The organism is Burkholderia sp. BCC1996 (assembly GCF_905339955.1).
Taxonomy (GTDB): Bacteria; Pseudomonadota; Gammaproteobacteria; order Burkholderiales; family Burkholderiaceae; genus Burkholderia.
The window spans coordinates 80,412-106,044 of the sequence record NZ_CAJPHM010000007.1; the positions used below are offsets into that span (position 1 = coordinate 80,412).

The 25,633-nt window shown below is 70.9% G+C and carries 21 protein-coding genes; 15 read left to right on the forward strand and 6 right to left on the reverse strand.

Going from position 1 to position 25,633, the window contains the following annotated elements:
* Window positions 1-342 precede the first annotated feature (342 nt).
* Together U4Z64_RS12140 and U4Z64_RS12145 are read left to right on the forward strand one after the other, a co-directional pair.
* A complete protein-coding gene (locus U4Z64_RS12140) occupies window positions 343-1,548 on the forward strand; it encodes a zinc-dependent alcohol dehydrogenase (protein WP_321820087.1) in 1,206 nt (401 codons plus the stop codon).
* Window positions 1,549-1,577: 29 nt separating this feature from the next.
* A complete protein-coding gene (locus U4Z64_RS12145) occupies window positions 1,578-1,910 on the forward strand; it encodes a ferredoxin (protein WP_044848162.1) in 333 nt (110 codons plus the stop codon).
* 4 nt (window positions 1,911-1,914) lie between these two features.
* Here U4Z64_RS12145 and U4Z64_RS12150 read toward each other — a convergent pair whose 3' ends face one another.
* The gene (locus U4Z64_RS12150) at window positions 1,915-3,510 is read right to left on the reverse strand and encodes an ATP-binding protein (protein ID WP_321820088.1); all 1,596 of its coding nucleotides are present in this window, start codon (window positions 3,508-3,510) and stop codon (window positions 1,915-1,917) included.
* 305 nt (window positions 3,511-3,815) lie between these two features.
* On the opposite strand from U4Z64_RS12150, the gene U4Z64_RS12155 reads away from it, so the two are divergent.
* The 11 genes from U4Z64_RS12155 to U4Z64_RS12205 all read left to right on the forward strand — a co-directional run bounded on the left by U4Z64_RS12155 (window position 3,816) and on the right by U4Z64_RS12205 (window position 16,289).
* On the forward strand, window positions 3,816-4,181 hold the full coding sequence (locus tag U4Z64_RS12155; RefSeq protein WP_257771964.1) for a chemotaxis protein: 366 nt from the start codon (window positions 3,816-3,818) through the stop codon (window positions 4,179-4,181).
* A 354-nt stretch (window positions 4,182-4,535) separates the two neighbouring features.
* Complete coding sequence (locus tag U4Z64_RS12160) at window positions 4,536-5,435, forward strand: BON domain-containing protein (protein ID WP_321820089.1); 900 nt, start codon at window positions 4,536-4,538, stop codon at window positions 5,433-5,435.
* A gap of 53 nt (window positions 5,436-5,488) precedes the next feature.
* Window positions 5,489-8,320 (forward strand): ABC transporter transmembrane domain-containing protein, encoded by a 2,832-nt coding sequence (locus U4Z64_RS12165; protein ID WP_321820090.1) that lies wholly within the window; start codon window positions 5,489-5,491, stop codon window positions 8,318-8,320.
* Window positions 8,262-8,789, forward strand: coding sequence for a hypothetical protein (locus U4Z64_RS12170; protein WP_321820091.1), 528 nt, complete (start codon window positions 8,262-8,264; stop codon window positions 8,787-8,789). The genes U4Z64_RS12165 and U4Z64_RS12170 overlap by 59 nt, the downstream gene beginning before the upstream one ends.
* A 177-nt stretch (window positions 8,790-8,966) precedes the next feature.
* Window positions 8,967-9,719, forward strand: a complete 753-nt coding sequence (locus tag U4Z64_RS12175) for an SDR family oxidoreductase (RefSeq protein WP_124485774.1) — start codon at window positions 8,967-8,969, stop codon at window positions 9,717-9,719.
* Window positions 9,710-10,321 carry a D-glycero-alpha-D-manno-heptose-1,7-bisphosphate 7-phosphatase gene (locus tag U4Z64_RS12180; RefSeq protein ID WP_044848165.1) on the forward strand — a complete coding sequence of 204 codons (612 nt, stop codon included), beginning with the start codon at window positions 9,710-9,712 and terminating at the stop codon, window positions 10,319-10,321. Before U4Z64_RS12175 ends, U4Z64_RS12180 begins: the two co-directional genes overlap by 10 nt.
* Entirely contained in the window at window positions 10,318-11,529 is a 1,212-nt protein-coding gene (locus U4Z64_RS12185; RefSeq protein WP_124528768.1) for a glycosyltransferase family 9 protein, read from the forward strand. The genes U4Z64_RS12180 and U4Z64_RS12185 overlap by 4 nt, the downstream gene beginning before the upstream one ends.
* A gap of 3 nt (window positions 11,530-11,532) precedes the next feature.
* Window positions 11,533-13,278, forward strand: a complete 1,746-nt coding sequence (locus U4Z64_RS12190; protein WP_321820092.1) for a carbamoyltransferase — start codon at window positions 11,533-11,535, stop codon at window positions 13,276-13,278.
* Window positions 13,275-14,276 (forward strand): glycosyltransferase family 2 protein, encoded by a 1,002-nt coding sequence (locus U4Z64_RS12195; RefSeq protein WP_124485777.1) that lies wholly within the window; start codon window positions 13,275-13,277, stop codon window positions 14,274-14,276. Before U4Z64_RS12190 ends, U4Z64_RS12195 begins: the two co-directional genes overlap by 4 nt.
* Window positions 14,273-15,349 carry a glycosyltransferase family 9 protein gene (locus tag U4Z64_RS12200; RefSeq protein WP_321820093.1) on the forward strand — a complete coding sequence of 359 codons (1,077 nt, stop codon included), beginning with the start codon at window positions 14,273-14,275 and terminating at the stop codon, window positions 15,347-15,349. The genes U4Z64_RS12195 and U4Z64_RS12200 overlap by 4 nt, the downstream gene beginning before the upstream one ends.
* Window positions 15,339-16,289, forward strand: coding sequence for a glycosyltransferase (locus U4Z64_RS12205; protein ID WP_124521681.1), 951 nt, complete (start codon window positions 15,339-15,341; stop codon window positions 16,287-16,289). Before U4Z64_RS12200 ends, U4Z64_RS12205 begins: the two co-directional genes overlap by 11 nt.
* Window positions 16,290-16,315: 26 nt before the next feature.
* Here the strand turns inward: U4Z64_RS12205 and U4Z64_RS12210 are convergent, their stop codons facing one another.
* Window positions 16,316-17,398: a sigma-54 dependent transcriptional regulator gene (locus tag U4Z64_RS12210; protein WP_321820094.1), complete on the reverse strand. Its 1,083-nt coding sequence runs from the start codon at window positions 17,396-17,398 to the stop codon at window positions 16,316-16,318.
* 348 nt (window positions 17,399-17,746) lie between these two features.
* Between U4Z64_RS12210 and U4Z64_RS12215 the strand changes: the two genes are divergently transcribed.
* On the forward strand, window positions 17,747-19,114 hold the full coding sequence (locus U4Z64_RS12215) for a sigma-54-dependent transcriptional regulator (RefSeq protein ID WP_044843358.1): 1,368 nt from the start codon (window positions 17,747-17,749) through the stop codon (window positions 19,112-19,114).
* A gap of 17 nt (window positions 19,115-19,131) precedes the next feature.
* Here the strand turns inward: U4Z64_RS12215 and U4Z64_RS12220 are convergent, their stop codons facing one another.
* Both U4Z64_RS12220 and U4Z64_RS12225 read right to left on the reverse strand, forming a co-directional pair.
* Window positions 19,132-20,055 (reverse strand): glycosyltransferase family 2 protein, encoded by a 924-nt coding sequence (locus tag U4Z64_RS12220; protein ID WP_044843359.1) that lies wholly within the window; start codon window positions 20,053-20,055, stop codon window positions 19,132-19,134.
* A complete protein-coding gene (locus U4Z64_RS12225) occupies window positions 20,034-20,741 on the reverse strand; it encodes a PIG-L deacetylase family protein (protein WP_321820095.1) in 708 nt (235 codons plus the stop codon). The genes U4Z64_RS12220 and U4Z64_RS12225 overlap by 22 nt, the downstream gene beginning before the upstream one ends.
* 103 nt (window positions 20,742-20,844) lie before the next feature.
* Between U4Z64_RS12225 and U4Z64_RS12230 the strand changes: the two genes are divergently transcribed.
* Window positions 20,845-23,151, forward strand: a complete 2,307-nt coding sequence (locus U4Z64_RS12230; protein ID WP_321820096.1) for an ATP-binding protein — start codon at window positions 20,845-20,847, stop codon at window positions 23,149-23,151.
* A gap of 70 nt (window positions 23,152-23,221) precedes the next feature.
* Here U4Z64_RS12230 and U4Z64_RS12235 read toward each other — a convergent pair whose 3' ends face one another.
* The gene (locus U4Z64_RS12235) at window positions 23,222-24,268 is read right to left on the reverse strand and encodes a UDP-glucuronic acid decarboxylase family protein (protein WP_044843362.1); all 1,047 of its coding nucleotides are present in this window, start codon (window positions 24,266-24,268) and stop codon (window positions 23,222-23,224) included.
* Window positions 24,268-25,584, reverse strand: coding sequence for a glycosyltransferase family 4 protein (locus U4Z64_RS12240; protein ID WP_044843363.1), 1,317 nt, complete (start codon window positions 25,582-25,584; stop codon window positions 24,268-24,270). Before U4Z64_RS12240 ends, U4Z64_RS12235 begins: the two co-directional genes overlap by 1 nt.
* Window positions 25,585-25,633 lie beyond the last annotated feature (49 nt).

Here is a 25,633-nt window from a genome sequence, read left to right on the forward strand (position 1 = left end):
AGTCGTTGCGTACCCAACGGTCGTCGCATCGTTGCAACATGCGCAGAGACCGCCGAGCCGGACAGACTCCCGTGACTCTCGACTGCGGTTTCTCGACCGAGGTGATCGCGGCGCCGTTCGCGATCATGAACCCGAGCGCGAACAATCCGGCATTTCCGGTGCCGACATGGAGGTGCAGTCGACACGATGCGCCGCACGGCCGCGATCGGCATGTCGATCGACGACGACGCACCGGCCGGCTGACCACGCACCGCACCGACCCCTGCGCGCACGGGCGCGCGCCTTGCTCGAACAGCGTGACGGTACTTGCACCGTTACCGCTTTCGACAAGGAGGGCCTGACATGAAAGCAGTCGTATTTCACGGCATCGGCGACATTCGCATCGATACGGTACCCGACCCGCAAGTCGTCGACGTGACCGATGCGGTCGTGCGCCTGACGGCCAGCGCGATCTGCGGCACCGACCTGCACATGGTGCGCGGCACGCTCGGCGGGATGAAGCCCGGCACGATCCTCGGCCATGAGGGTGTCGGCATCGTCGAGACGGTCGGGCGCGACGTGCGCAACCTGAAGCGCGGCGATCGCGTGCTGATTCCGTCGACGATCGCGTGCGGCAGCTGCGTGTACTGCCGCGCGGGCTACACCGCGCAATGCGACGTCGCGAACCCGGGCGGGCCGCGCGCGGGCACCGCGTTCTACGGCGGCCCGGCCGACACGGGGCCGTTCGACGGGCTGCAGGCCGAATACGCGCGCACGCCGCTCGCGAACGCGAGCCTGATCCGGTTGCCGGACGCGATCGACGACGACCGGGCAATCCTGATGTCCGACATTTTTCCGACCGGCTACTTCGGCGCGCAGCTCGCGGAAGTGAAGCCGGGCGACACGGTGGCCGTGTTCGGCGCCGGGCCGGTCGGCCAGTTCGCGATCGCGAGCGCGAAGCTGATGGGCGCCGGGCGCGTGATCGCGATCGACCGCATCGCGTCGCGGCTCGAGATGGCCTGCGCGCAAGGCGCCGAGACCATCGACTGCTCCGAGGAAGACCCCGTCGACACGGTGCTGCGGCTCACCGGCGGGATCGGGGTCGATCGTGCGATCGATGCGGTGGGCGTCGACGCGATGCGCGCGACGCATGGGCCGGCCGCCGCCGACCACGACGCGGCGCGTGCGTTCGATGCGGAAGTCGACGCCGTCGCGCCGCGCCGCAAGCCCGACGGCCGCTACTGGACGCCCGGCGACGGGCCCTCGCAGGTACTGCAATGGGCGGTGCGCGCGGTCGCGAAGGCGGGCACGGTCGCGGTGATCGGCGTGTATCCGCCGCAGGCGCGCGTGTTTCCGGTCGGCGAGGCGATGAACCGGAACCTGACGATCAAGATGGGCAACTGCAATCACCGGACCGTCACGCCGCACCTGATCGAGCTCGTGCGCAGCGGTGCGTTCGACCCGGCGTCCGTGCTGACGCGCTGCGAGCCGCTGACGAACGCGATCGACGCGTATCGCGCGTTCGACGTGCGCGAGCCGGGCTGGCTGAAAGTGAAGCTGACGCCATGACGCTGCGAACCGCAACGAGGAGTGCTGCCATGAACGGGTTCCATGATCTCTACGACAACTGCATGGCCGCGTGCGATGCGTGCGCGCATGCATGCGACGCGTGTACGGCGGGGTGCCTGGCGGACCCCGACACGCACGCGCTGGCCGCTTGCATCGCGCTCGACATCGAGTGCGCGCAGCTGTGCCGCCTTGCCTCGGCCGCGATGGCGCGCGACAGCGTGCTCGCGCCGCAGGTGTGCGCCCTGTGCGCGCGTGCGTGCGAGGTGTGCGCGGCCGAATGCCTGCTGCATGCGCACGACCATTGCCGGCGCTGCGCGCTGGCATGCGATGCGTGCGCGGCGATGTGCCGCGCGATGGCATGAGCGGCTACGGCGCGCCGTGGACCTTGCGCGCGACGCGCTCCAGCAGCGCGTCGAGCACCGCCATCTCGACGGGCTTCACGAGGTGATCGTCGAAGCCCTCGCTCGCGGTGCGTGCGAAGTCGGCCGGGCTCGCATGGCCGGACAACGCGACGCAGGTCGTGCCGGCCAGCGCATCGATCGCGCGCAGTTCGCGCAGCAGCGTGAAGCCGTCGACGTCGGGCATCGACAGGTCGACGAGCATCAGGTGCGGAACGATGTCGCGCGCGAGCGCCAGCGCGTCGTCCGCGTGGTACGCGACGCGCGGCGCGTGGCCCTTGATCTGCAGCAGCACGGCGAGCGTGTCGGCGGAGTCGCGGTTGTCGTCGACGATGACGATGCGCAGCGGCGCGCCGGCCGGCGGCTCGGTCGTGCGCGGCGCCGGCGCCGGCGCGTCGCCGGGCGTCGGGCGCATCGCGCGCTCGAGCGGCAGCCGTACCGTGAACGTCGCGCCGTGGCCGGGGCCGGCGCTTTCCGCGGCGATCCTTCCGCCATGCAGCTCGACGAACGACCGGCAGATCGCGAGGCCGAGCCCGAAGCCGTCCGACGCGCGCCGGCCCGGCACGCTTTCCTGTTCGAACAGGTCGAAGATCGATTCGAGCGAGCCCGGCGCGATGCCGACGCCGTGATCGGTGATGCGAATCGCGACGACCGACCCTTCGGCGCTCGCGCTGACGTCGATGCGCGCGCCCCTCGGCGAGAATTTCGACGCGTTGTCGAGCAGGTTGTGCAGCACCTGCACGAGCCGCGCGGCGTCGCCGCGCACCACCAGCGGATCGGCCGGCAGGTCGACGCGAATGTTCTGCTCGCGTGCGGCCAGCTTCGGCTGGATGCTCTCCACGCCGCGGCAGACCACGTCGCGCACGGTCACCGGCGCGTGGTCGAGTTCCACCTTGCCGGCGGTGATGCGCCCGACGTCGAGCAGGTCGTCGACCAGCCGCGTCAGCTGTCCGACCTGGCGATGCACGGCGTCGCGGCATTGCGCGAGCGCGGGTGCCGGATCGGGCAGGCTCTGCAGCACGCCGACCGAATTGCGCAGCGGCGCGAGATGGTTGCGCAGCTCGTGCGCGAGCATCGCGATGAACACGCTGAGCCGGTGCGTCGACACCTCGAGTTCGGCGAGCCGCTTGCGCTCGGTCATGTCGCGCGTGATCTTGATGAAGCCGGCCAGCTGGCCCGCATGGTCGTGCACGGCCGTGATCGTCACGCTGGCCCAGAACAGCGAACCGTCCTTGCGCACGCGCCAGCCTTCGTCCTCGAAGCGGCCGTGCGCGACGGCTTCGCGGAGCCCGAATGCGGGCCGCCCGGCGGCGATCGCATCGGGCGGATAGAAACGCGAGAAATGGTGGCCGACGATGTCGGCCGTGCGATAGCCCTTGATGCGCTCCGCGCCCGCGTTCCACGTCGCGACGTTACCGTGCGCGTCGAGCATGAACACCGCATAGTCGGTGATCGCCCCGACGACGGTCTCGAAACGGAACTCGGCGAAGCGGTGCAGCAGGTCGCGTGCATCGGCGGGCCCGAGCGGCGGGTGGAGATCGGAAATGGCGTCGTCTTTCTTCATCGGAACGGCAAGTCGGATGCGGGCGGAGGAACGCCGCCCCGCCGCGGCCAGACGAGCCGACTGCGGCCATTCAAATCGGATTGACACCCCGAAAGCATAAGGGAGGTCGAATCGCCTGATCAATGGGGGCGCATGGCCTGTGCCGCGTCGCGCCCGCAGTGCGAAATCCTGCCGGTGGCGGCCCGGCGACGGCGGCGCGGCATGCCGATTGCGTCGCCCTCCGGTCCGCACGCCGCGGCCGGCCCGGCGCGAAAGCCGGCCTCCGGCGGCGGCGCGCCGCTTCACGGCTACCCGAGGGCATCGACATGAACAGCACACTGAACCCCGACAACGAACCGGCCGGCCCGGACGACGAGAACGCACGGCGCGGCCGCGACGGCCGCGCGCTGGGTCCGAGCGATTCGTCCGACAGCGGCAGCGACACGGCCGGCGCGCGGCGCCATCCGTTCGACGTCGATTCGCCGCTCGACGAGCACGCGCTGGAGCGCGGCGACGCGGCCCTCGACAGCGATACGGATCGCGCGGGCACCGGCGAGCGCGCGTCGGCGGATGGCGACGCGGGGCTCGAGGAAGGCGCCGATATCGAGCCGGATCGCACGGAACGGCTGAGCGAGCCCGGCGGCACCGAGGATCCGGATGCGCCGGACGAACCGGGTGCGGGCGGCGCATAGGGTCGCTGCACGGCGACCATTCGCGCAAAAACTGCAATTGCGTTGCAGATAGGGGCGTCCGGCCAGGGGCGCCGGGCAAAGGGTGCCCGGCCAGGTGCGCCCTGCCAGGGACCCCCGCCGAAGCGCGACGATCCGCATTGCCCCCGTCAGCGCTGCGTGGCGATCGCGACGTGGACCGCGATCGTCGGCGCGGGCGTGCCGCCCTGGGGTCCGCCGCGCCGCCGCGGTGTGCTGGCCAACGGACGGCACGCGACTTGCATCGACCTGACCGACGTGCGCCGCGACGCGACATGGGTCCCGGTCCGCACGCGGCACAGGCGCGATCAGGCACAGGCGCGATCAAGGAGGGACACGATGCAACGACGATCTCCCGGACGGCAAGCCGAACGGAGCGGCCCGCCCGACTGGCAGGAGCGCGGCGAACGCGCGTACCGGGACACCGGCGAGCGCGATTTTCGCGGCGACGAATCCCGGCGCCACGATGCCGACTACGAATCCGCGTACCGGCGCTTCGCGAGCGAGGACGTCGGCCCGGAAGACTGGGGCAGCGAATGGAGCGAGCGCTCGGCCCGCTCGTCGGCCGAACAGCGCGGCGCAGACGCCGGCGCCGACTGGCGCGGTGCGCCGGGCGGGCCGGGCGGCCCCGGCGGTTCGCGCGATCCGGCGTGGGAGTCCGGGCGCGGCTACGGCAACCGCGGCCGCACAGCGGAAGGCGGCCAGGGACGTGAAGGCGCCCATGCCGATCAGCCGCGGTTCCGCGGCCAGCACCGGACGGGCTGGCATGGCGGCGACGGCGACTACGACGCCTACAACGGGCGCGACCAGCGCCGCGGCGATGCGTCCGGCCTGTCGCGCTTCGGCGACGCCGCGCAACGCGAGGCCATGCGGCATCGGCGCGGCCCGAAAGGCTATACGCGTTCGGACGAGCGGATTCGCGAGGACGTCTGCGAGCGGCTCGCGCATGCGCTCGACATCGACGTGAGCGATGTCTCCGTGCAGGTGCGCGACGGCCGCGTCGAACTCGACGGCACCGTGCCGCAGCGCTGGATGAAGCACGACATCGAGGACATCGCCGACGGCTGCATGGGCGTGCGCGACGTCGAGAACCGCGTGCGCGTGCGCCGCGACGGCGAACAACCCGATACGGGCATGGTGCTGCATCCGTCCCAACGCACGGTCACGCCGACGCAGCCTGCGGCGCGCGATCCCGAACCGGGTAGCGGCGCCGGCCGCGAGCGCGATCCGCGCCGTTGACGGCCGATGCGCGGGACGACCCTGCCAAGGCCACGGACACAGCCAATGCGCGCATGACGACCGGCTCTGACGACGGACCGCGTGACGACGGCGACGATCGCGACGATCGCGACTCGAGCGCCAGCGCGCCGCGCGACGGTCGTGGCCGCGACGCACGTGGCCTGCGCGCGCGCATCGCGGTCGAGCTGTGGCGCGCGATCCGGCATTACCGCGCGCGCGTGCTGGCCGCGCTGGCGCTGCTGCTGCTCGCGAAGGCGGCGGCCGTTTCGGTGCCGCTGCTGCTGAAGGACATCGTCGACGGGCTGGGCCGCGCGGCCGGCCAGCCGATCGCGCTGCCGGTTCTGCTGCTGTTCGCGTATGCGGTCGTGCGCTTCGCGGCGAACGCGCTGAACGAAGTGCGCGACATGACGTTCGTGCAGGTCACGCAGCACGCGGTCGCGTCGTTTACGGTCCGCACGTTCGGTCATCTGCACCGGCTCGGCGCGCGCTTTCATTCGCAGCGCGAGACCGGCGCGGTCGTGCGCGACCTCGAGAAAGGCACGGCCGGGATCGGCTACCTGCTCGGCGTCGCGGTGTTTACCGTCGTGCCGACCGCGATCGAGATCGGCTCGGTGCTGGTGATCGTGATCGGCAAGTACGGCGGCGGCTTCACCGCGATCATCCTCGTCACGTTCGCCGTCTATGCGGGCTACACGACCGTCTTCACGCGCCGGCGGATGCGCTACCAGCGTCGCGTGAACGTGCTCGAGGCCGAATCGAACGCGCGCGTGGTCGACAGCCTGCTCAACGTCGATACGGTCAAGTACTTCGCGCGCGAGGACGTCGAGCGCAGCCGGCTCGAACGCGTGCTCGACGCATGGCGCGAGGCCGGCGTCGACAACCAGTACGCGCTGTCGACGCTGCATATCGGGCAGAGCGCATGCATCGGCGCGGGCATCGCGGCGGTGATGCTGCTCGCCGGCCAGCATGTCGCGCGCGGCACGATGACGGTCGGCGACCTGGTGCTGATCAACGCGTACATCATCCAGATCAGCCTGCCGCTGAATGCGCTCGGCTTCGTGTTCCGCGAGGCGCACGACGCGATGACGAACATCGAACGATTGTTCGGCCTGCTCGACGCCCGCGGCAAGCCGGGCGAGGAGGGCGACGCGCCCGGCGCGCAGCCGCTCGCGGTGCGCGGCGGCGCGATCGAGTTCGAGCACGTCGACTTCGGCTACGAGCCGAGCCGGCAGATTCTGTGGGACGTGTCGTTTCGCGTCGAGCCGGGACAGTCGGTCGCGGTGGTCGGCGGGAGCGGCTCAGGGAAGTCGACGCTCGCGCGGCTGCTGTTCCGGCTGTACCAGCCCGATGCGGGGACGATCCGGATCGACGGCCAGGACCTGCGCCTCGTGACCGAGCGCAGCCTGCGCGATGCGCTCGGCATCGTGCCGCAGGACACGATCCTGTTCAACGACACGCTGGCCTACAACATCGCGTACGGCAAGCGCGACGCGACGCGCGGCGAAGTGATCGCGGCCGCGCGCGGCGCGCAACTCGACGCGTTCATCGAGCGGCTGCCCGATGCGTACGACACGCGTGTCGGCGAGCGCGGCGTGCGGCTGTCCGGCGGCGAGCGGCAGCGTGTCGCGATCGCGCGCGCGCTGCTGAAGGCGCCGCCGATCGTCGTGTTCGACGAGGCGACGTCGGCGCTCGACACGCGCTCGGAGCGCGCGATCCAGCAGGAACTGATGCGCGTCGCGCGGCACCGCACGAGTCTCGTCATCGCGCACCGGCTGTCGACGATCGTCGATGCGGACCGGATCCTCGTGATGGAGCATGGCCGGCTCGTCGAGCAGGGCACCCACGACGAACTGCTGGCGAGCGACGGCGTGTATGCGCAGATGTGGTCGCTGCAGGCGAAGCAGCGCGAACTGGAGCGCACCGAGGCGAAGTTCGCGCTGCAGCCGGTGCGGATCAACCCGCTGGTGGCGCAGGTGCTCGATGCGCTGGCGGAAGCCGCCGCGCGCCGCGGCGTGCCGGTGTTCCGCGAGCTGTCGAACGAGGATCTGGTCGTCAAGGCCGATCCGGCCGCACTGCGGCGCTTCGTGTGGGAGCTGTGCCGCGGCGGGATCGACACGAGCGGCGGCGGGCGGGTCGAGGTGCGGACCGCGCGGCACGACCCCGACGCGCGGATCACGATCACGTGCACCGGCGTCGACGCGCCGGAGCTGTCGCTGGCCGATCTCGAACGGCTGCAGGGCGCGATCGAGGACGCGGGCGGCTACGTCGTTCGCGAGCGCGACGACGTCGGCGTGACGTTGCACCTGTCGCTACCGCTGTGCGCGGTCGCGCCGGCGTCGCTGCAACCGGCCGACGCGGCCGCACCGAATTCCGGGCCGGGCGCCGTCGCGGCCGCGGACGCGAAGCCGCTCGACGGCGTGCGCATCGCGTGCGTCGACGATCACGACGAGGCGCGCGAAGCGCTTGCCGCGCTGCTGCAGGTCGCCGGTGCGGAGGTGCGCGTGTTCGCGTCCGGCCACGCGCTGCTCGACGAGATGCGGAACACGCGCCGCGCGGACTGGCCGGCGCTCCTGGTATGCGACATCGACCTCGGCGCCGACGAGGAAGACGGCTACACGGTGATGCGCCGCGTGCGCCAGCTCGACGCCGAGCGTGCGCGCGACGGCCGGGCGCCGCTCGAAGCGCTCGCGTTGTCGGGCCATGCCCGCGAGCGCGACCGCACGCGCGCGGTCGAAGCGGGTTTCCACGCCTATCTGACCAAGCCCGCGGCAGCGGCCGACCTGATCGCGACGCTGCGGGCGCTCGCGCTTTCCTCCGGAGATATCCATGCCGAACCTTTCGAATCCGACGCCCCCCGAAGTCCTGACCGAGCGCCGCGCCGGTAGCGCGTTCGCCGACCGCCAGGCCGCGGTCGCCGCCGTCGAGCTGCTGTTGCCGACGTTGTCGGCCGCGTTGCAGAGCGACTTCGTCGGCGACAGCGGCTGCCTGCACGTCGTGATCATGGATCCGGCGCTCGGGCCGCGCGACGCGGCGTTCGAGGATGCGATCCTGTACGAGTTCTCGCTGCCCGATCCGAAGGACTGGGATGCCGATTATCGTTCGTACGCCCGCGCGAAGGCGCGGCTGTCGTGGGAAACCGGCCGCGACGGCCACGTCGTGCAGGCGCTCGAGCCGTACCGGCTGCGCGCGGGCGACACGAACCTGTGGGGCGGTGTCGCGCAGCACGGCATCGTGGTCGGCGTGTCGGGCGCGCAGCCCTGGTTCGACGAGGCGTTCGCGGGCTGCATCGCGCACTGCCTGCGTGCGCTCGCGAAACACCGCGCGCAGGCGACGCCGGACGCGCTCGCGATCTGAGCGCCGGCGAGCGGGCCCGTTTTTACAGCCGGTTATAAAAAAGCCAGCGGGCGCGCGGGGGGAGCGCGATGTGGCGCGGGCGTTCGCGCAATGGCACGGTTTTCGCTGTACCTCTGGTACGACGTTTGTCACGACAAGTGTCAACGCCTCGATATTCCGGACGCTTACAGGAGGTGCATGTTGAACGCGACTCACGATCCAGCGCGAGCGTCGCTCGCCGGTCGCACCGCGCTCGTGACGGGCGGCGGCCGCGGCCTGGGCGAGGCCATCTGCGAGGAACTGGCGCAACACGGCGCACACGTGATCGTTGCCGATCTCGACGGCGATCGCGCGGCGGCCGTCGCGCAGCGCCTCGAGCGACATGGCGGCCGCGCGGTCGGACGGCCGCTCGACGTGCGCGACGAGGCGTCGGTGCTGCAGGTCATGCACGACGCGCGCGAGGCGCTCGGCGACGTCGACGTGATCGTCAACAACGCGGCGATCGACGTGACCGCGCCGATCGACGACGTCAGCGTCGCCGCCTGGCAGCAGGTGATGATGACCAACCTGTTCGGCCCGTACCTGATGTGCCACGCGGCCGTGCCGATGATGAAGGCCCGCGGCAGCGGCCACATCGTCAACATCGCGTCGACCGCATCGAAGCGCGCATGGCCGAATGCGTCCGCGTATCACGCGACGAAGTGGGGACTGCTCGGGTTGTCGCATGCGCTGCATGCGGAGCTTCGGCCGGCCGGCGTGAGCGTGTCGGCGATCGTCGCGGGCGGGATGCGCACGCCGTTCCTGCTCGATCGCTTCCCCGACATCGACGTGGACACGCTGCAGCCGCCGGAACACGTCGCGGCGGCCGTGCGTTTCGTGCTGACGCAGCCGCCGGGCACCGTCGTGCCGGAACTGATGGTGCTGCCGATGAAGGAGACGTCATGGCCGTGAGTCGCGCGCGACGGCTGCCCGGCGCGGTGCTGCTCGACAAGGACGGCACGCTGCTGGAGGACCTGCCGTACAACGTCGACCCCGCGCGGATGCAGCTTGCGCCGGGCGCCGCGCGCGCATTGCGCACGCTCGGCGCGACCGGCATGCCGATCGCGGTCGTGTCGAACCAGCCGGGCGTCGCGCTCGGCTACTTTGCCGAATCGAAGCTTGGCGCGGTCCGTCAGCGTCTCGCCGAATTGTTCGAAGCGAACGGCGCGGTGCTGGCGGACTTTTTTTATTGCCCGCATCACCCGGCGGGCAGCGTGCCGCGCTACACCTGCGACTGCATCTGCCGCAAGCCGCGCCCGGGGATGGTGCGCCGCGCGATCGCCACGCTCGGCGCGGTCGCCGAGTGGAGCTGGATGATCGGCGACATTCTCGACGACGTCGAGGCCGGCCGCGCCGCGCGCTGCGGCACGATACTCGTCGACCGCGGCAACGAGACGCAATGGCGGCTCGATGCCGCGCGCACGCCGCACCATGTGGTCGACCGGCTCGACCTCGCCGCCGACCTCGTCGCGCGCGAGGCCGTGCGCCGCCACGGCTCGTGGGTGCGGCGATGAGCGCCGCCTGGGATCGCGCGCGGCGCATTCTGTGCGTGCGCCTCGACAGCCTCGGCGACGTGCTGATGACGACTCCCGCGCTGCGCGCGCTGAAGGAGAGCGGGCGCGGCCGCCGGCTCACGCTGCTGACGTCGCGCACCGGCGCCGCGCTGGCGAAACACCTGCCGATGGTCGACGACGTGTGGACGTACGACGCGCCGTGGGTCAAGCATCCGGACGTGCGCGGCGATCCGGTCGTCGATCTCGACATGATCGACCGGCTGCTGGCCGGCCGTTTCGACGCGGCCGTGATCTTCACCGTATACAGCCAGAGTCCGTTGCCGGCCGCGATGATGTGCTGGCTCGCGGGCATCCCGCTGCGGCTCGCGCATTGCCGCGAGAACCCCTACGAACTGCTGACCGATCGCGTGCCCGAGACCGAGCCCGATTCGCGCGTGCGCCACGAAGTCGCGCGCCAGCTTGCGCTGGTCCGCGCGATCGGCGCGAAGACGTGCGACTGGCGCATGGCGTTCGAGCCGGGCGATGCGGCGCGACGCGCGCTGCACTCGCGCTTGCGCGCGGCGCTGCTGCGCATCGGCGGCCCGCGCCGGCCGGCGCCGGCGCACACGCGCTGGCTGGTCGTGCATCCGGGCGCGAGCGCGGCGTCGCGGCGCTGGCCGGCCGAGCGCTTCGGCGACGTGGCCGCGCGGCTCGCGCCGCTGTTCGACGGCATCGCGGTGACGGGCGGCGCCGACGAGCGCGCGCTCGTCGATGCCGTGTGCGAACGCGCGGGGCCGCGCGCCGTGCCGCTCGCCGGCGTGCTGCCGCTCGGCGAGCTCGGCGCGCTGATCGAGACGGCCGACCTGCTGCTGACGAACAACAGCGGCCCCGTGCATCTCGCGGCCGCGCTCGGCACGCCGGTCGTCGATCTGTACGCGCTGACCAATCCGCAGCACACGCCGTGGCGTGTGCCGCACCGCGCGTTGAACGTCGACGTACCGTGCCGCAACTGCTACCGCAGCGTCTGCAACCAGCCCGGCCATCCGTGCCTGCTCGGCGTGAGCGTCGACGATGTCGTCGAGGCGACGCACGGCTTGTTGCGCCGCAGCGCGCGCCATGCGCAACACGCGGCCGCGCGCGCCACGTTGCACGCTGCCGAGCCGGTCGCGGCGAACGCGTCGAGCGTGTCGAACGTGATTCCGTTCGCGCAAGTCATCACGAGGACCTGACGCATGCCTGCTCCGACCTATACGCTCGGCATCAATGCCGCCTTTCACGACAGCGCCGCGTGCCTCGTGCGCGACGGCGCGGTGATCGCGGCGGCCGAGGACGAACGCTTCACGCACGTGAAGCACGCGAAGCGGCCCGTGCCGTTCTCGACTTGGGAGCTGCCGTATCACGCGATCGACTATTGTCTGGCGGAAGCGGGCATCACGCTCGCGGACGTCGACCATGTCGCGTATTCGTACGATCCGTGGCTCGAACTGGACCGTCACGGCGACGCGCCCGAGCTGACGCTGCCGCTCGCACCGTCCGCGCATGCGCGGCGTGCCGACGGCGCATCGCCGTGGCATCCGTTGTTCCTGTCGTCGATCGTGAACGCGCCGCGCCAGCTCGCGGGCGGCGCGCCGCACCACCTGCAGCGGCGCTTTCGCGGCGTCGCGCACGACGGGCCGTTTCGCTGGCATTTCATCGAGCACCATCTCGCGCACGAGGCGAGCGCGTTTCTCGCGGCGCCGTACGAGCACTGCGCGGTGATGACGATGGACGGGCGCGGCGAACGCGCGACGACGAGCTACGGCGTGTTCGACGGCCAGTCGTACCGGCGGCTCGGCCAGGTCAACCTGCCGCATTCGCTCGGCCTGCTGTACGAGCGCGTGACGCGCTACCTCGGCTTCCTGCATTCGTCGGACGAGTACAAGGTGATGGCGCTCGCGTCGTACGGCAAGCCGGTGTTCGCGGACGCGATGCGCAAGCTGGTGAGCTACCACGGCGACGGGCGCTACGAGGTTGCCGACGGCGATCTCGTCGCGCTGTTCGGCGCGCCGCGCGAGCGCGGCGGACCGATCGAGCCGCATCACTGCGACATCGCGCATGCGCTGCAGCTGGTGCTCGAGGAAACGACGCTGCAGGCGGTCGACTGGCTCGCGGCCGAGAGCGGCGAGCAGCAACTGGCGATGGCGGGCGGCGTCGCGCTGAACTGCGTGATGAACGCGAAGATCCGCGATCGCGGCCCGTTCGACGACGTGTGGGTGCAACCGGCGGCAGGCGACGCGGGCACCGCGCTCGGCGCCGCGCTGTGGACCGATTTCCGGATGCGCGGGATGCGCGGCGACTGGCGGATGGATCACGCGTATCTCGGGCCGTCGTACGGCGACGATGCGATCGAGGCGTTCCTGAAGGAAGCGCGGCTGCCGTACCGGCGGCTCGCGGACGTCGCCAGCCAGACGGCCGCGCTGCTCGCGGCAAACCGCGTGATCGGCTGGTTCCAGGGCCGCATGGAGTTCGGGCCGCGCGCGCTCGGTGCGCGCTCGATCCTCGCATCGCCGATCGATCCGGACATGCAGCGCAAGCTGAACCGGATCAAGGATCGCGAGGACTTCCGGCCGGTTGCGCCGGTCGTGCTCGAAAGCCATGCACACCACTGGTTCAACGGCGGGCGGCGCACGCCGCTGCGCGCGCCGTTCATGCTGTTCGTGTACGACATCGCGCCCGGCGCCGAGGCGACGATTCCGGCGGTGCGCCACATCGACGGCACCGCGCGCGTGCAGACCGTCGACGCACACCAGCATCCGCTGCTGCATGCGCTGCTGTCCGAGTTCGACGCGCTGACCGGCGTGCCGGTGCTCGTCAACACGTCGTTCAACACGCGCGGCGAACCGATCGTCTGCACGCCGCGCGACGCGCTCGAGTGCTTCTGGACTTCGCCGCTCGACGCGCTCGTGATCGGTTCGTTCCTGCTGGAGAAGCCGAGATGAACATGCGCGACACGCAACTGCCGCCGGTCGTGTCGGTCGTCGTGCCGACGTACCGGCGGCCCCGCCTGCTCGAACGCTGCCTCGACGCGCTGTGCGCGCAGGTGTTCGATCCGACCACCTACGAGATCGTCGTCGTCGACGACGACCCGGCCGGCAGCGCCTGGGAAACCGTCGACGCGTGTCGTGCGCGCATGACCGACGTGCCGGTGATCCGCTACATGACCGCGCCCGATACGCAGGGGCCGGCGGGCGCGCGCAACATCGGCTGGCGCAGCGCGCGCGGCGCGCTGATCGCGTTCACCGACGACGACACGATTCCCGATCCGACCTGGCTGCGCCACGGCGCGGCCGCGCTGCTGGCCGAACCGTCGGCGGCGGCCGCGGCCGGGCGCATCGACGTGCCGCTGCGAGCGCGCCCGACCGACCACGAGCGCGACGCGGCCGGCCTCGCGCATGCGGAATTCGCGACCGCGAACTGCTTCGTGCGGCGCGCGGCGCTGGAGCGCGTAGGCGGGTTCGACGAGCGCTTCACGCGCGCATGGCGCGAGGACGCCGACCTGATGTTCGCGCTGCGCGAGCACGCGGGGCCGATCGTCGGCGTCGATGCCGCGCGGATCGTGCATCCGGTGCGTCCCGCGCGCTGGGGCGCGAGCATCGGCCAGCAGTCGAAGGTGTATTTCGACGCGCTGCTGTACAAGAAGCATCGCGCGACCTACCGGCGTCATATCCGCGCGATGCCGCCGTGGAATTACTACGCGGCCGTGTTGTTCGCGCTCGGCGCGCTCGGCTGTTTCGCGGCCGGATGGCGCGTGCCGGGCATCGCGTGCGCGGCGGCCTGGGCCGTGATCACGGCCGCATTCTGCGCGAAGCGGCTGCGCGGCACGCGGCTCACGCCGTCGCATGTCGCCGAGATGATCGTCACGTCGATCGCGATTCCGCCCGTGTCGCTGTACTGGCGCGTGCGCGGTGCGCTCCACTTCCGGGTGTTCTTCCTATGATGCTCGAATCCGTTTCGTCGTCCGGTCCGATGCGCATCGCGGTGTTCCGCGCGCTGCAGCTCGGCGACATGCTGTGCGCGGTGCCGGCGCTGCGCGCGCTGCGGCGCGGCGAGCCGGATGCGCGCATCACGCTGATCGGCTTGCCGTGGGCGCGCGAGTTCGCATCGCGCTTCTCGGACTACATCGACAGCTTCATCGCGTTTCCCGGCGCGCCGGGCCTCGGCGAGCAGCCGGACGCCGAGCCGGCCGCGCGCGAGGCGTTCGTCGCGGAATGCCGCGCGCGCGACTTCGATCTCGCGATCCAGCTGCACGGCAGCGGCGTGCAGACCAACGCGATCGTCGCGTCGCTCGGTGCGACGCGCACCGCCGGTTTCGTGCCGCCCGACGGCGGCACGACCGCGCTCGACTGTGAACTCGTGTGGCGCGACGGCGAGCCCGAGGTCACGCGCTACCTGGCGCTGACCCGCAAGCTCGGCTATCCGGACTGGGGCGACTACCTGGAATTTCCGCTGGGCGGCCTCGACTACGCGCTATGGCACGTGCTGTGCGACGAGCATGCGCTCGATCCGGGCCGCTACGTGATCGTTCATCCGGGCGCGCGGATGGCGTCGCGGCGCTGGCCGGTCGAGCGTTTCGCGAGCGCGGCACGGCAGCTCGCGGACGACGGCTGGCAGATCGTATTGACCGGCACGCGCGCGGAACTCGCGCTGGCCGGCGCGTTCGTCGAACATCTCGCGCGGCCGTGCGTGAACCTGTGCGGGCGCACGCCGCTCGGCGCGCTGGCCGCGCTGATCGGCCGCGCGCGGCTCGTGCTGTGCAACGACACGGGCGTGTCGCATGTCGCGGCGGCGTTCGGCACGCCGAGCATCGTCGTCGCGTGCGGCAGCGACACGGTCCGCTGGGCGCCGCTCGACGCCGAACGCCATCGCGTGCTCGCGCACTATCCGGCTTGCCGGCCGTGCGCGTTCGACACCTGCCCGTACGGGCACGAGTGCGCGACGGCGATCGGCGTCGACGACGTGATGGAGCGGGCGGGCAAGCTGCTCGCGGAGGAGAGACGTCATGTCACGTAAGCGCTTGCGCGTGCTCACCTGGCACGTGCATGGCAACTATCTGTATTACCTGTCGCAGGCGCCGCACGATTTCTACATCGTGACGAAGCCGCAGCATCCGCCCGGTTACGCGGGTCGGGTCGGGCACCTGCCGTGGGGCGACAACGTGTACGAGGTGCCCGTCGAGTGCGTGCGCGACACCGAGTTCGACTGCGTGCTGTACCAGCATCACAATCACTACGCGCACGACCGGTTGCGGCTCCTGAGCGACGCGCAGCGTGCGCTGCCGGCGCTGTTCGTCGAACACGATCCGCCGCGCGAGCACCCGACCGACACGCTGCACCCCGTGCAGGACCCGAACGTGTTGCTGGTGCACGTGACGCCGTTCAACGCGCTGATGTGGGACAGCGGCGTCACGCCGACGCGCGTGATCGAGCACGGCGTGCTGCTGCCCGACGGTGTCGAGTATCGCGGCACGCTGCCCAAGGGCGTGACGGTCGTGAACCACCTCGCGCGACGCGGGCGGCGTCTCGGCGCGGACCTGTTCGAGACCGTGCGTCACAGCGTGCCGCTCGATCTGGTCGGAATGGGCTCGGCCGAACTCGGCGGCATCGGCGAGGTGCCGAATCCGGCGCTGCCGCAGTTCCTGTCGCACTACCGCTTCTTCTTCAATCCGATCCGCTACACGAGCCTCGGGCTCGCGGTGATCGAGGCGATGATGATCGGGCTGCCGATCGTTGCGCTCGCAACGACGGAGATGGCGCAGCTCGTGAGGAGCGGCTGCAACGGGGTCGCCGATACGCGGCCTGCCGTGTTGATCGACGCGATGCGCATGCTGCTCCGCGATCCGGATCTCGCGCGCGAGTGGGGCGCGGCGGCGAAGCGCGACGCGTGCGAGCGGTTCGGGATCGAGCGGTTCGTGCGCGAGTGGGACAGCGCGTTGTGCGACGTCGCGGCGTAGACCGGGCGGCTGCCGTCGCGGCCCGCTTACGGGTTCGTTGCGCCCGGCGGCATACCGGCGCTCGGGCTGCCGGCCGCACCGTCGGCACCGGCGGTGCCGCTGGCGCCGCTTGCGCTGCTCGCGGCGGGCGTCGGCGCAGCCGCGCCGCTCGCCGCGTTGCGCTCGTGTTCGGGCAACAGCGCGAGCCGGTTGTACAGCGTCTTCAGGCTGATGCCGAGCGCCTTCGCGGTGCGCGGCTTGTCGCCGTTGAAATGGCGCAGCGACGCGACGATGAAGCGCTGCTGCGTATGCGCGAGCGTCGTGCCGATATGGAGCGTCATCGCGTTGTGACGTACCTCCTCGCGCGGCGGCTGGCGGCGCGGCAGCTGCAGTTCGATCTGCTCGTCGGCGAGAATGAACGCGCGCTCCAGCGCGTTGCGCAGCTCGCGCACGTTGCCGGGCCACGTATAGGCGCGCAGCGCCTTCATCGCCTGCAGCGACAGACGCTTGCGCGTGCGATGCCGCGCATTCAGCCGCTCGACGATCTGCAGCGCGATGTCGCCGACGTCGTCCTCGCGCTGCCGCAGCGCGGGCACGTGCAGCGCGATCGTCGCGATCCGGTAGAACAGATCCTCGCGCAGCCGGCCGCTGCGCACGGCCTCGACCGGATCGTGATGGGTGGCCGCGACGATCCGCACGTCGAGCGGAATCGCTTCGTGACCGCCGACGCGCACGATCGTGTTCGTCTCCAGCGTGCGCAGCAGTTTCACCTGCAATTCCGCCGGCATTTCCGCGATTTCGTCGAGAAACAGCGTGCCGCCGCGCGCGGCTTCGAACATGCCCACATGTTGCGCGATCGCGCCGGTGAAGCTGCCTTTTTCATGTCCGAACAAATGGGATTCCGCGATGTCCTTCGGAATCGCCCCGCAGTTGACGGGCACGAACGGCCCGCGCCGGCGCGGGCTCATGTCGTGGATGAGCCGCGCGACGATGTCCTTGCCGGCGCCGCTCTCGCCGACCACCAGGACGCTGACGCGCGTCGCGGCGACACGCGCTACCTTCAGCAGCAGGTCTTGAATCGTTGGCGAGCGGCCGAACAGCCGCGCGCCGTCATCGTCGGATTTCGACATGAGTGTATCGAGTTGGAAGTATTGACCGAAACCGTCGAGGAGCAGGTGAAAAAATGACCGCCACGCATCATTTTTTCATGTGGAAAGCATACCTTTTATGCCCGTTTCGCCGGATTGAATCTGGCAATGCGGTGGTCGACGACAGATAGATTTATTCGATGATCGGCGAAGGCACGACGCACTTCTTCTATACTTCCAAGCACGCGTTTGTCACTGCAGGACAGCTAATTTGCTCATTCGTGTGCGGTGCGGATGTGCCGCCGGGTTCCGGCGTCGTACCCCGCATCGCACGCCCGCCGCGGTTTCGGCCGACGCCTTGCGCCCGAGCCGCACCCACCAGGAGCTTCGATGCCTTATGTCCTGATCGTCGAAGACGACGCCGATACGCGAACGATGCTCGCGACCCTCGCGCAAGCGCAGCAGCTTGCATGCGACACGGCCGCGACGCTCGAAGAAGCGCGCACGCTCGTCTCGACGCACACTCCCGATCTCGTGTTGTGCGATCTCGTGCTGCCGGACGGCAACGGCATGGATCTGTTCGACGCGTTGCCGAAGCGCGCGCATTGCGAAATGGTGCTGACCACCGGTCACGCGAGCCTCGAAACCGCGATCGACGCATTGCGGCGCGGCGCGACCGACTATCTGGTGAAGCCGATCAACATGCAGCGGCTGAACAGCATCTTCGCGCGCGTGCCGCGCACCACCGCACTGCATGAGGAAATCGCCGAACTGCGCTCCGAACTGAAGCGTCTCGGCCGCTTCGGCCGGATGCTCGGCAGCTCGCCCGCGATGCAGGCCGTCTACGATGCGATCGGCCGCGTCGCGCGCACCGAGGCGTCGGTGCTGCTCACCGGCGAGTCGGGCACCGGCAAGGAACTCGCCGCGCAGACGGTGCACGACCTGAGCCTGCGCCGCCGCGGCCCGTTCCTCGCGGTGAACTGCGGCGCGATCGCCGCGAATCTCGTCGAGAGCGAGATGTTCGGCCACGACCGCGGCAGCTTCACCGGCGCCGAGCGGCAGCACAAGGGCTTCTTCGAACGCGCGGACGGCGGCACGCTGTTCCTCGACGAAATCACCGAGATGCCGGTCGAATCCCAGGTCAAGCTGCTGCGCGTGCTGGAAACCGGGCGGCTCACGCGGCTCGGCTCGACGCGCGAGATCGACGTCGACGTGCGCATCGTCGCGGCGACCAACCGCGATCCGGAAGCCGCGATGGCCGACGGCAAGCTGCGGCCCGACCTCTATCACCGGATCAACGTGTTCCCGATTCCGCTGCCGTCGCTGAGCGAGCGCGGCGACGACATCCCGATGCTCGCCGACGCGTTCCTGCAGCACTACAACGAGGAAAGCGGCCGCAATCTGCGCTTTGCGCCCGCCGCGCGCGAAGCGCTGAAGTCCTACGCATGGCCCGGCAACGTGCGCGAGCTGCGCAACTTCGTGCAGCGCGCGAGCATCTTCGCCGACGCGGACGTGATCGACACGCTGCCGCCGCCGATCATGGACGAACTGTCGAACATGGTCGACGCGCACGAGGATCGCGTGACGGTGCCGTTCGGCACGCCGCTCGAGGAAGTCGACCGCAAGCTGATTCTCGGCACGATCGCGAAATGCGGCGGCGTGAAGGCGCAGGCGGCCGAAGTGCTGGACGTGAGCCTGAAGACGATCTACAACCGGCTCGCGCAACTGGAAGACGAAGCGGAAAAACCGGACTCCTGATGTCGTGCCGGGCGCGCTCATGCGCGCCCGCCCGCGCGGCGACGCGCGTCGTCGTCGAGCCGGCGGCGCATGCGTTCGACGTGCGGCGGCAGCGCGCACCGTTCGCGCAGGATCCACGGCAGGCCCGCGAAGGCGGGCACGATGCCGCGTTCGCGCCACAGGCGCGGCAGCATGCGGACGGTATGCGCGAGCGCGGCGCGGGCCGGCCATCTGAGCCACGCGGTCCACACCGCGTTGCGGGCGGACACGCTCGCACGCGTCTGCACGTCGCGTTGCTTCGAAGGGTAATGATGAACCGTCAGACGCGGTGCATAGACGAGCCACGCGCCCGCGCGATACAGGTCGAGCGCGAGCAGCGCTTCCTCGCCGCCGAGGAAGTAGCGCGGATGATAGCCGCCCGCGGCAACGAACGCGTCGCGCCGGAATGCGCTCGCGCCGGCCAAGAGCCCGAGGATCGGGCGGCCCGGCAGCGCGACGGGCGCATCGAGCGGGCTGTCGGCCATCAGCCGGCAGGTCGGGTCTTCGCGCCGGTCGGGGCCGACCAGCACGCGCGCGGTGACGGCCGCGACATGCGGGTACGCATCGAGCAGGTTCGCGGCTTCGGCGAGCGAGCCGGGCGCCCACCACGTGTCGTCGTCGCAGAACGCGACGTGGCGCGTGCGGGCGACGGCCGCGCCGAGATTGCGGCCGGCGGCCCCGAGATTGGCCGGCGCATGCACCAGCGTCGCATGAGGAAAGCGGCTGTGCATGAGCGCCGCGGTCGCGTCGTCCGAGCCGTTGTCGACGACGACGATCGCCGGCCGGTCGGGCAGCGCGGAGAGCCGCGCCAGCGTGCGCGCGAGCTCCAGCGAGCGCCGGCAGGTCAGCACCACCGCGGTCACGCGTGGTTCGCGCGGCGGCAGCACGACACGCGCGGGCGTCACGCGGACGTGCCGTCGCATTCGAGCCGCCAGTATGTTTCGGGTTCACGGAGATCGGCACGCATATGAGGCTCCAACAGCGCAATCTGGCTCGCATACGCGGCGACGGCGGCGGCCTTCGCTGCCGCCGTGTCCATGCCGTTGCCGGCCGGCGCGCCGACCGGGCGGCCGATCCAGCCGTGCTCGCGCCAGCCGGTCACGCGCCGGGCCATCAACCCGTCGATCCGCCGGTACGGCACATCCTCGTAGAAGCGCCACACGCGCGCTGCGTCGCCGGCCCGGTCGTGATCGCGCAGCAGCGCCAGCACGGCCTGCTGAACCTGCAGGTGATCGCGATGGAACAGGCCGGCCGGCGCCAGCACGCCGAAGCCCGGGTGCGCGTCGATCACGTCGGCCACGCGCGCGGCGATTGCCGCCGACGCGGCCGGCGTGCCGTACTGGTCGTCGAGGAAGTCGAGCCAGACGGGCCGCGCATCGAGCAGCGCGAGCGCATGACGGTCCTCGTCGCGGCGCGTGCGCATCGCGTCGTCGGCCGTGCGGAATCCCGCGCGACGGTCCCACGGCGGCGCGGCCGTACCGTGTTCCGGAATGCCCGCGAACACCGTGACGACGACCGAGCCCGGTGCCTGCGCGAGCAGCTGCCCGCAACTGAATACGGCGTCGTCGAGGTGCGGCGAGACGACGAGCCAGCGTGTCGGAGCGGTCATGGTATGAAGGTCTCCCAGGTCAGCACAGGCGGCCGAGCAGGTGACGTGCCCGTCCGGCTGCGCGTGGCCGGCTGCCGCCGGTGGGGCGGCAGGAGCGTGTCCGATGTTTGAATTTGCACGGCCGCAGGTCGGAAATTACGCAACCGCCGTGATGTTCGTCGCGATCGCCACCGTGCTGCAGGCGCTGGCGATCCGCTTCGGCGGCGTGAACCTGTCGCTGATCCTGTACTACCCGATGCTGGCCGGCGCGGCCTGGGTGACGTCGTTCCTGTTCGGGATCGTGTCGACCGTGGTCAGCGGGCTGCTGATCTGGACGCTGTTCCTGTCCGATCCGGCCGCGTACACCGGGCCGCTGTCGGCCCGGCTCGTGCAGCTCTTCGTCTTCCTGCTGGTTGGCATGCTGGTCTGCGCGGGCGCGGCGATGCTGCACCACGCGCGGCTCACGAACGACGTCGCGCGCCGGCGTGACGCGGTCGCGCGGCGGCAGCTCGAAGCCGTGCTGCAGTCGCTGCCGCACGGTGTGATCGCGACCGACGGAAAAGGCCGGGTGACTTACCTGAATGCGGTGGCGGCCGAGCTGGCAGGCTGCGGCGTGGACGAGGCGACGGGCCGGCCCGTGCGCGACGTGCTGCGCCTGTTCGATCACGACGGCCGGCGCGTGCAGGCGACGCCGCTCGAGCGGGCGCTCGGCGGCGTGCATGCGTTGTCCGACCGGCACTGGCTGCACGGCGCCGCCGGCAGCACGCCGGTGCCGATCGCCGAGGCGGCGGCGCCGATCGCCGATGCGGACGGCAACATCGGCGGCGCGGTGCTGCTGTTCTGCGATGCCGGCGTGGCGCGCGCGCGCGCCGACAAGTCGCGGCTGCAGCTCGCGGTCGTCGAGGCATCGCCGGACGCGATCGTCGGCGTCGACGGCGAGGGCCGCATCGTCAGCTGGAACCCGGCCGCGCAGCGGATCTTCGGGTACGACGAGTCCGAGGCCTACGGGCGCCCGTTCGAATCGCTCGTCGCGATGCGCTGGCTGCAGCGCAATCCGTTGGCCGAAACGTTCGACGCGATGCACGAACCGGTCGGCCCGCTCGAGCTGCTGTGCGTGCGCCGCGACGGCCGGCGCTTTCGCGCAACGGTGTCCGCATGCCCGGTGCGCGGCGACCTGCGCGCCAGCGTCGCGCTGTCGATGACGCTGCGCGAGACCGGCGCGCAGCGCCGCCGCGACCTGCGCGCGCACCGCTCGTTGCAGGGCGCGCGCGACGCGCGCGACCAGGCCGATACGTCGAACCGCCTGAAGGACGAATTGCTCGCGACCGTGTCGCACGAACTGCGCACGCCGCTGAATGTGATCTACGGCTGGGTCGAGGTGCTGCGCAATTCGCGCGAAGACGGATTGCAGCAGCAGGCGATCGACGCGATCGATCGCAGCGCGCGTTCGCTCACGCGCATGGTCGGCGACATCCTCGACGCATCGTCGCTCGCGACCGGCAAGCTGCGGATCGATTCGATGCCGGTGGACGTGGTGCGGCTGTTCGCCGATGCGACGGGGACGTTCCAGACGGCCGCGTCGTCGGCCGGCATCGCGCTCGAATTCGACTGCGCCACGTCCGCATGCGTGGTGTCGGGCGACGCGGAGCGCTTGCGGCAGATGCTGTCGAACCTCGTGTCGAACGCGCTGAAATTCACGCCGGCCGGCGGCGCGGTGACGGTCACGCTGTCGCGCGACGCCGGGCACGCGATGCTGACCGTCGCCGATACCGGGCAAGGCATCGCGCCGGATTTTATCCCGTACGTGTTCGACATGTTCCGCCGCGCGGAAGAGTCGCCTGCCTCGTCGCGGCGCGGGCTCGGGCTCGGCCTGTCGATCGTGCGGCATATCGCCGAGCTGCACGGCGGCACGGTCAGCGTCGCAAGCCCGGGCCGCAATCGCGGCGCCACGTTCACCGTGACGTTGCCGGCCGGCTGGCAGCCGGCGGGGGCGATGGCGTGGAGCGTCACGCCGGACGACGTCGCGCGCGGTACGCCGATGCTCGAGTCGCAGCGCATCCTGATCGTCGACGACGACCCGACCACGCGTGCGAGCCTGACCGCCGCGCTGGCGACGCTCGGTGCGGTCGTCGCGGTCGCGTCGTCGGGCCGTGACGCGCTCGCCATCGTCGCGGAGGTGAAGCCGACCGTCGTGCTGTCCGATCTGGCGATGTCCGACGGCGACGGCTTCTGGCTGCTCGATGCATTGCGCCGCGGCGGCGCGAACGGCGGCAGCCCGCCCAACCTGCGCGTGCTCGCGGTCACCGCGCACGCGGGCCTCGGCGACGAACGCCGCGCGCTCGAAGCGGGCTTCGACGGTTATCTGTGCAAGCCGGTCGACGTGCGCGAGCTGGCCCGCCGCATCGCGCGCGTGACGACGCGCGACGGGTGATACGCGGCGGATACGCGACGACCGTCGCCCCGGGCGCGCGACGACGCAGCGTCGTGTCACGTCGTGCCGTTCACGTCGCCGCCCCCGGTCGGTTCCGTGTGCTGATCTGCGCGAGCATGTGCGACGCGATCCGCGTGCTGCGCACGAGATCGCCCGGCGTGTGATTCGCGACCTGCCGATGGATGAAATACCGCGCGGTATGCGCGAGCCCGCTCGCGAGCGGCGTCGTCGCGCGCCAGCCGAGGCGCCGGTGCGCGGCGTCGAGATCGGGCCGGCGCTGACGCGGATCGTCGGACGGCAACGGACGGAACTCGATCGCGACCGTCGCGCCGACGATCCGCACGACCTCGCGCGCCACGTCGATCATCGCGATCTCGTCGTCGCTGCCGAGGTTCACCGGCTCGCAGGCGTCGCCGGGCTCGTCCATCAGCCGGATCAGCGCATCGACCATGTCGTCGACATAGCAGAACGAGCGCGTCTGCCTGCCGTCGCCGTAGACGGTCAACGCTTCGCCGGCCAGCGCCTGCGTGATGAAGTTCGACACGACGCGCCCGTCGGCCGGATGCATGCGCGGCCCGTACGTGTTGAAGATCCGCGCGATCCGCACGTCGACGCCGTACTGGCGGTGATAGTCCATGAACAGCGTTTCCGCGCAGCGCTTGCCTTCGTCGTAGCACGCGCGGATGCCGATCGGGTTCACGCGGCCGCAGTAGCGCTCGTCCTGCGGATGCACGTCGGGGTCGCCGTACACTTCGCTCGTCGATGCCTGCAGGATGCGCGCCTTCACGCGCTTCGCGAGGCCGAGCAGGTTGATCGCGCCATGCACGCTGGTCTTGGTCGTCTGCACCGGGTCGCGTTGATAGTGCACGGGGGACGCCGGGCATGCGAGGTTGTAGATTTCATCGACCTCGACGTACAGCGGAAACGTCACGTCGTGCCGCATCAGCTCGAAGTTCGGCGCATCGCGCAGGTGCGCGATGTTGTCCTTCGCGCCCGTGTAGAAATTGTCGACGCACAGCACGTCGTGCCCGGCCGTCACGAGGCGTTCGCACAGATGCGAACCGAGAAACCCGGCGCCGCCGGTGACGAGTACCCGTTTGCGATCGTAGCCCTTCATCATGCATTCTCCTTGCGGTGGGCGAGTACGCCCGGCGTGGTCGCGACGGGCGTGCGGCGGCTGCCGGCCGCCGTGCCGGCACGTTGCGGATGCGCGACGTCGCGGTAGATGTCGACGAGGCGGTCGGTCACGCCGCGCCATGTGTAGAAGCGGTGGGCGCGCAGATAACCGGCCCGGCCGAGCGCATCGCACAGCGCCGGTTGCGCGCGCAGCTGCACGAGCCGCCCGGCGAGCGCGGCCGGGTCGCGCGGCGGCACCAGGTAGCCGGTGACGCCGTCGTCGACCGTCGTGCGGATGCCGCCGACGTCGCTGCCGATCACCGGCGCGGCACATGCCATCGCCTCGACCGGCGTGATGCCGAACGGCTCGTACCACGGCGTCGTCACGAAGACGTCCGCCGCGCTGTAGTACAGGTGCAGCGCGTCGCGCTCGCGCCGGCCCACGAACGTCACGCGTTCCGCGATGCCGGCGTCGTGCGCGAGCGCGGCGAGGCGTGCGAGTTCCGGATCGCGCGCCGGGTCGGGCGTCGCGTGGCTGCCGCCGACGATGTAGAGCCGCGTCGGCCGGTTCGGGTCACGTGGCATCCGCGCGAGCGCGTCGATCACGGTGTCGATGCCCTTGCGCGGCACGAGCCGCCCGAGCTGCAGCACGACGAACGCATCGTGGGGCCAGCCGAGCCGCGCACGCGCATCGACGCGCGGCACCGGCCGGAATTCACCCGCATCGAACCCGCAGGGCACGATCTCGATGCGCGCGGCATCGGCGCGATAGTGCGTGGTCAGGTCGAGCGCATCCTGCGGGCACTCGGCGATCAGCCGGTCCGAGCGGCGCGCGAGCGTGTCCTCGATCGCGAAGCGTTCGTCGGGGAAGCCGTCGGCCGCGCCCTGATGCAGCCGGCGCACGCGGCCGAGCGCATGGAACGTCATGACGAGCGGGATCCCGAGACGCTGCTTCACGCGCAGCGCGGCCTCGCCCGACATGAAGAAGTTCGCGTGCATCACGTCGACCGGGTCGGGCTCGCGCCGCATGCGCGCGGTCATGTAGTCCGCGAACGCACCCATGTACGGCAGCAGCCGTTCCTTCGGCACGGCGGCGGGCGGCCCGGCCGGCACGTGGATCACGCGCATGCGCGGGCCGATCTGCACGACTTCCGGCAGGTGCGGATCGTCGCAGCGGGTGTAGACGTCGACGTCGAGGTCGCGCTCGGCCAGCTGTTTCGCGACGTTCGCGACGTAGATGTTCTGGCCGCCCGCGTCCACGCCGCCGATCACCCCCAGCGGTGACGCATGTTCACTGATCAACGCGATTCTTTGCATGGTAGTGCTCCCGAGGTCGGGGCCCGCGCCGGCGAGCCCCGTTGCGTCC

Excerpts from the sequence above, each read along its gene's own strand:
- U4Z64_RS12140 (WP_321820087.1), top strand. The coding sequence starts at position 343 with ATGAAAGCAGTCGTATTTCACGGCATCGGCGACATTCGCATCGATACG.
- U4Z64_RS12145 (WP_044848162.1), top strand. The coding sequence starts at position 1,578 with ATGAACGGGTTCCATGATCTCTACGACAACTGCATGGCCGCGTGCGAT.
- U4Z64_RS12150 (WP_321820088.1), bottom strand. The coding sequence starts at position 3,510 with ATGAAGAAAGACGACGCCATTTCCGATCTCCACCCGCCGCTCGGGCCC.
- U4Z64_RS12155 (WP_257771964.1), top strand. The coding sequence starts at position 3,816 with ATGAACAGCACACTGAACCCCGACAACGAACCGGCCGGCCCGGACGAC.
- U4Z64_RS12160 (WP_321820089.1), top strand. The coding sequence starts at position 4,536 with ATGCAACGACGATCTCCCGGACGGCAAGCCGAACGGAGCGGCCCGCCC.
- U4Z64_RS12165 (WP_321820090.1), top strand. The coding sequence starts at position 5,489 with ATGACGACCGGCTCTGACGACGGACCGCGTGACGACGGCGACGATCGC.
- U4Z64_RS12170 (WP_321820091.1), top strand. The coding sequence starts at position 8,262 with ATGCCGAACCTTTCGAATCCGACGCCCCCCGAAGTCCTGACCGAGCGC.
- U4Z64_RS12175 (WP_124485774.1), top strand. The coding sequence starts at position 8,967 with ATGTTGAACGCGACTCACGATCCAGCGCGAGCGTCGCTCGCCGGTCGC.
- U4Z64_RS12180 (WP_044848165.1), top strand. The coding sequence starts at position 9,710 with ATGGCCGTGAGTCGCGCGCGACGGCTGCCCGGCGCGGTGCTGCTCGAC.
- U4Z64_RS12185 (WP_124528768.1), top strand. The coding sequence starts at position 10,318 with ATGAGCGCCGCCTGGGATCGCGCGCGGCGCATTCTGTGCGTGCGCCTC.
- U4Z64_RS12190 (WP_321820092.1), top strand. The coding sequence starts at position 11,533 with ATGCCTGCTCCGACCTATACGCTCGGCATCAATGCCGCCTTTCACGAC.
- U4Z64_RS12195 (WP_124485777.1), top strand. The coding sequence starts at position 13,275 with ATGAACATGCGCGACACGCAACTGCCGCCGGTCGTGTCGGTCGTCGTG.
- U4Z64_RS12200 (WP_321820093.1), top strand. The coding sequence starts at position 14,273 with ATGATGCTCGAATCCGTTTCGTCGTCCGGTCCGATGCGCATCGCGGTG.
- U4Z64_RS12205 (WP_124521681.1), top strand. The coding sequence starts at position 15,339 with ATGTCACGTAAGCGCTTGCGCGTGCTCACCTGGCACGTGCATGGCAAC.
- U4Z64_RS12210 (WP_321820094.1), bottom strand. The coding sequence starts at position 17,398 with ATGTCGAAATCCGACGATGACGGCGCGCGGCTGTTCGGCCGCTCGCCA.
- U4Z64_RS12215 (WP_044843358.1), top strand. The coding sequence starts at position 17,747 with ATGCCTTATGTCCTGATCGTCGAAGACGACGCCGATACGCGAACGATG.
- U4Z64_RS12220 (WP_044843359.1), bottom strand. The coding sequence starts at position 20,055 with ATGCGACGGCACGTCCGCGTGACGCCCGCGCGTGTCGTGCTGCCGCCG.
- U4Z64_RS12225 (WP_321820095.1), bottom strand. The coding sequence starts at position 20,741 with ATGACCGCTCCGACACGCTGGCTCGTCGTCTCGCCGCACCTCGACGAC.
- U4Z64_RS12230 (WP_321820096.1), top strand. The coding sequence starts at position 20,845 with ATGTTTGAATTTGCACGGCCGCAGGTCGGAAATTACGCAACCGCCGTG.
- U4Z64_RS12235 (WP_044843362.1), bottom strand. The coding sequence starts at position 24,268 with ATGAAGGGCTACGATCGCAAACGGGTACTCGTCACCGGCGGCGCCGGG.
- U4Z64_RS12240 (WP_044843363.1), bottom strand. The coding sequence starts at position 25,584 with ATGCAAAGAATCGCGTTGATCAGTGAACATGCGTCACCGCTGGGGGTG.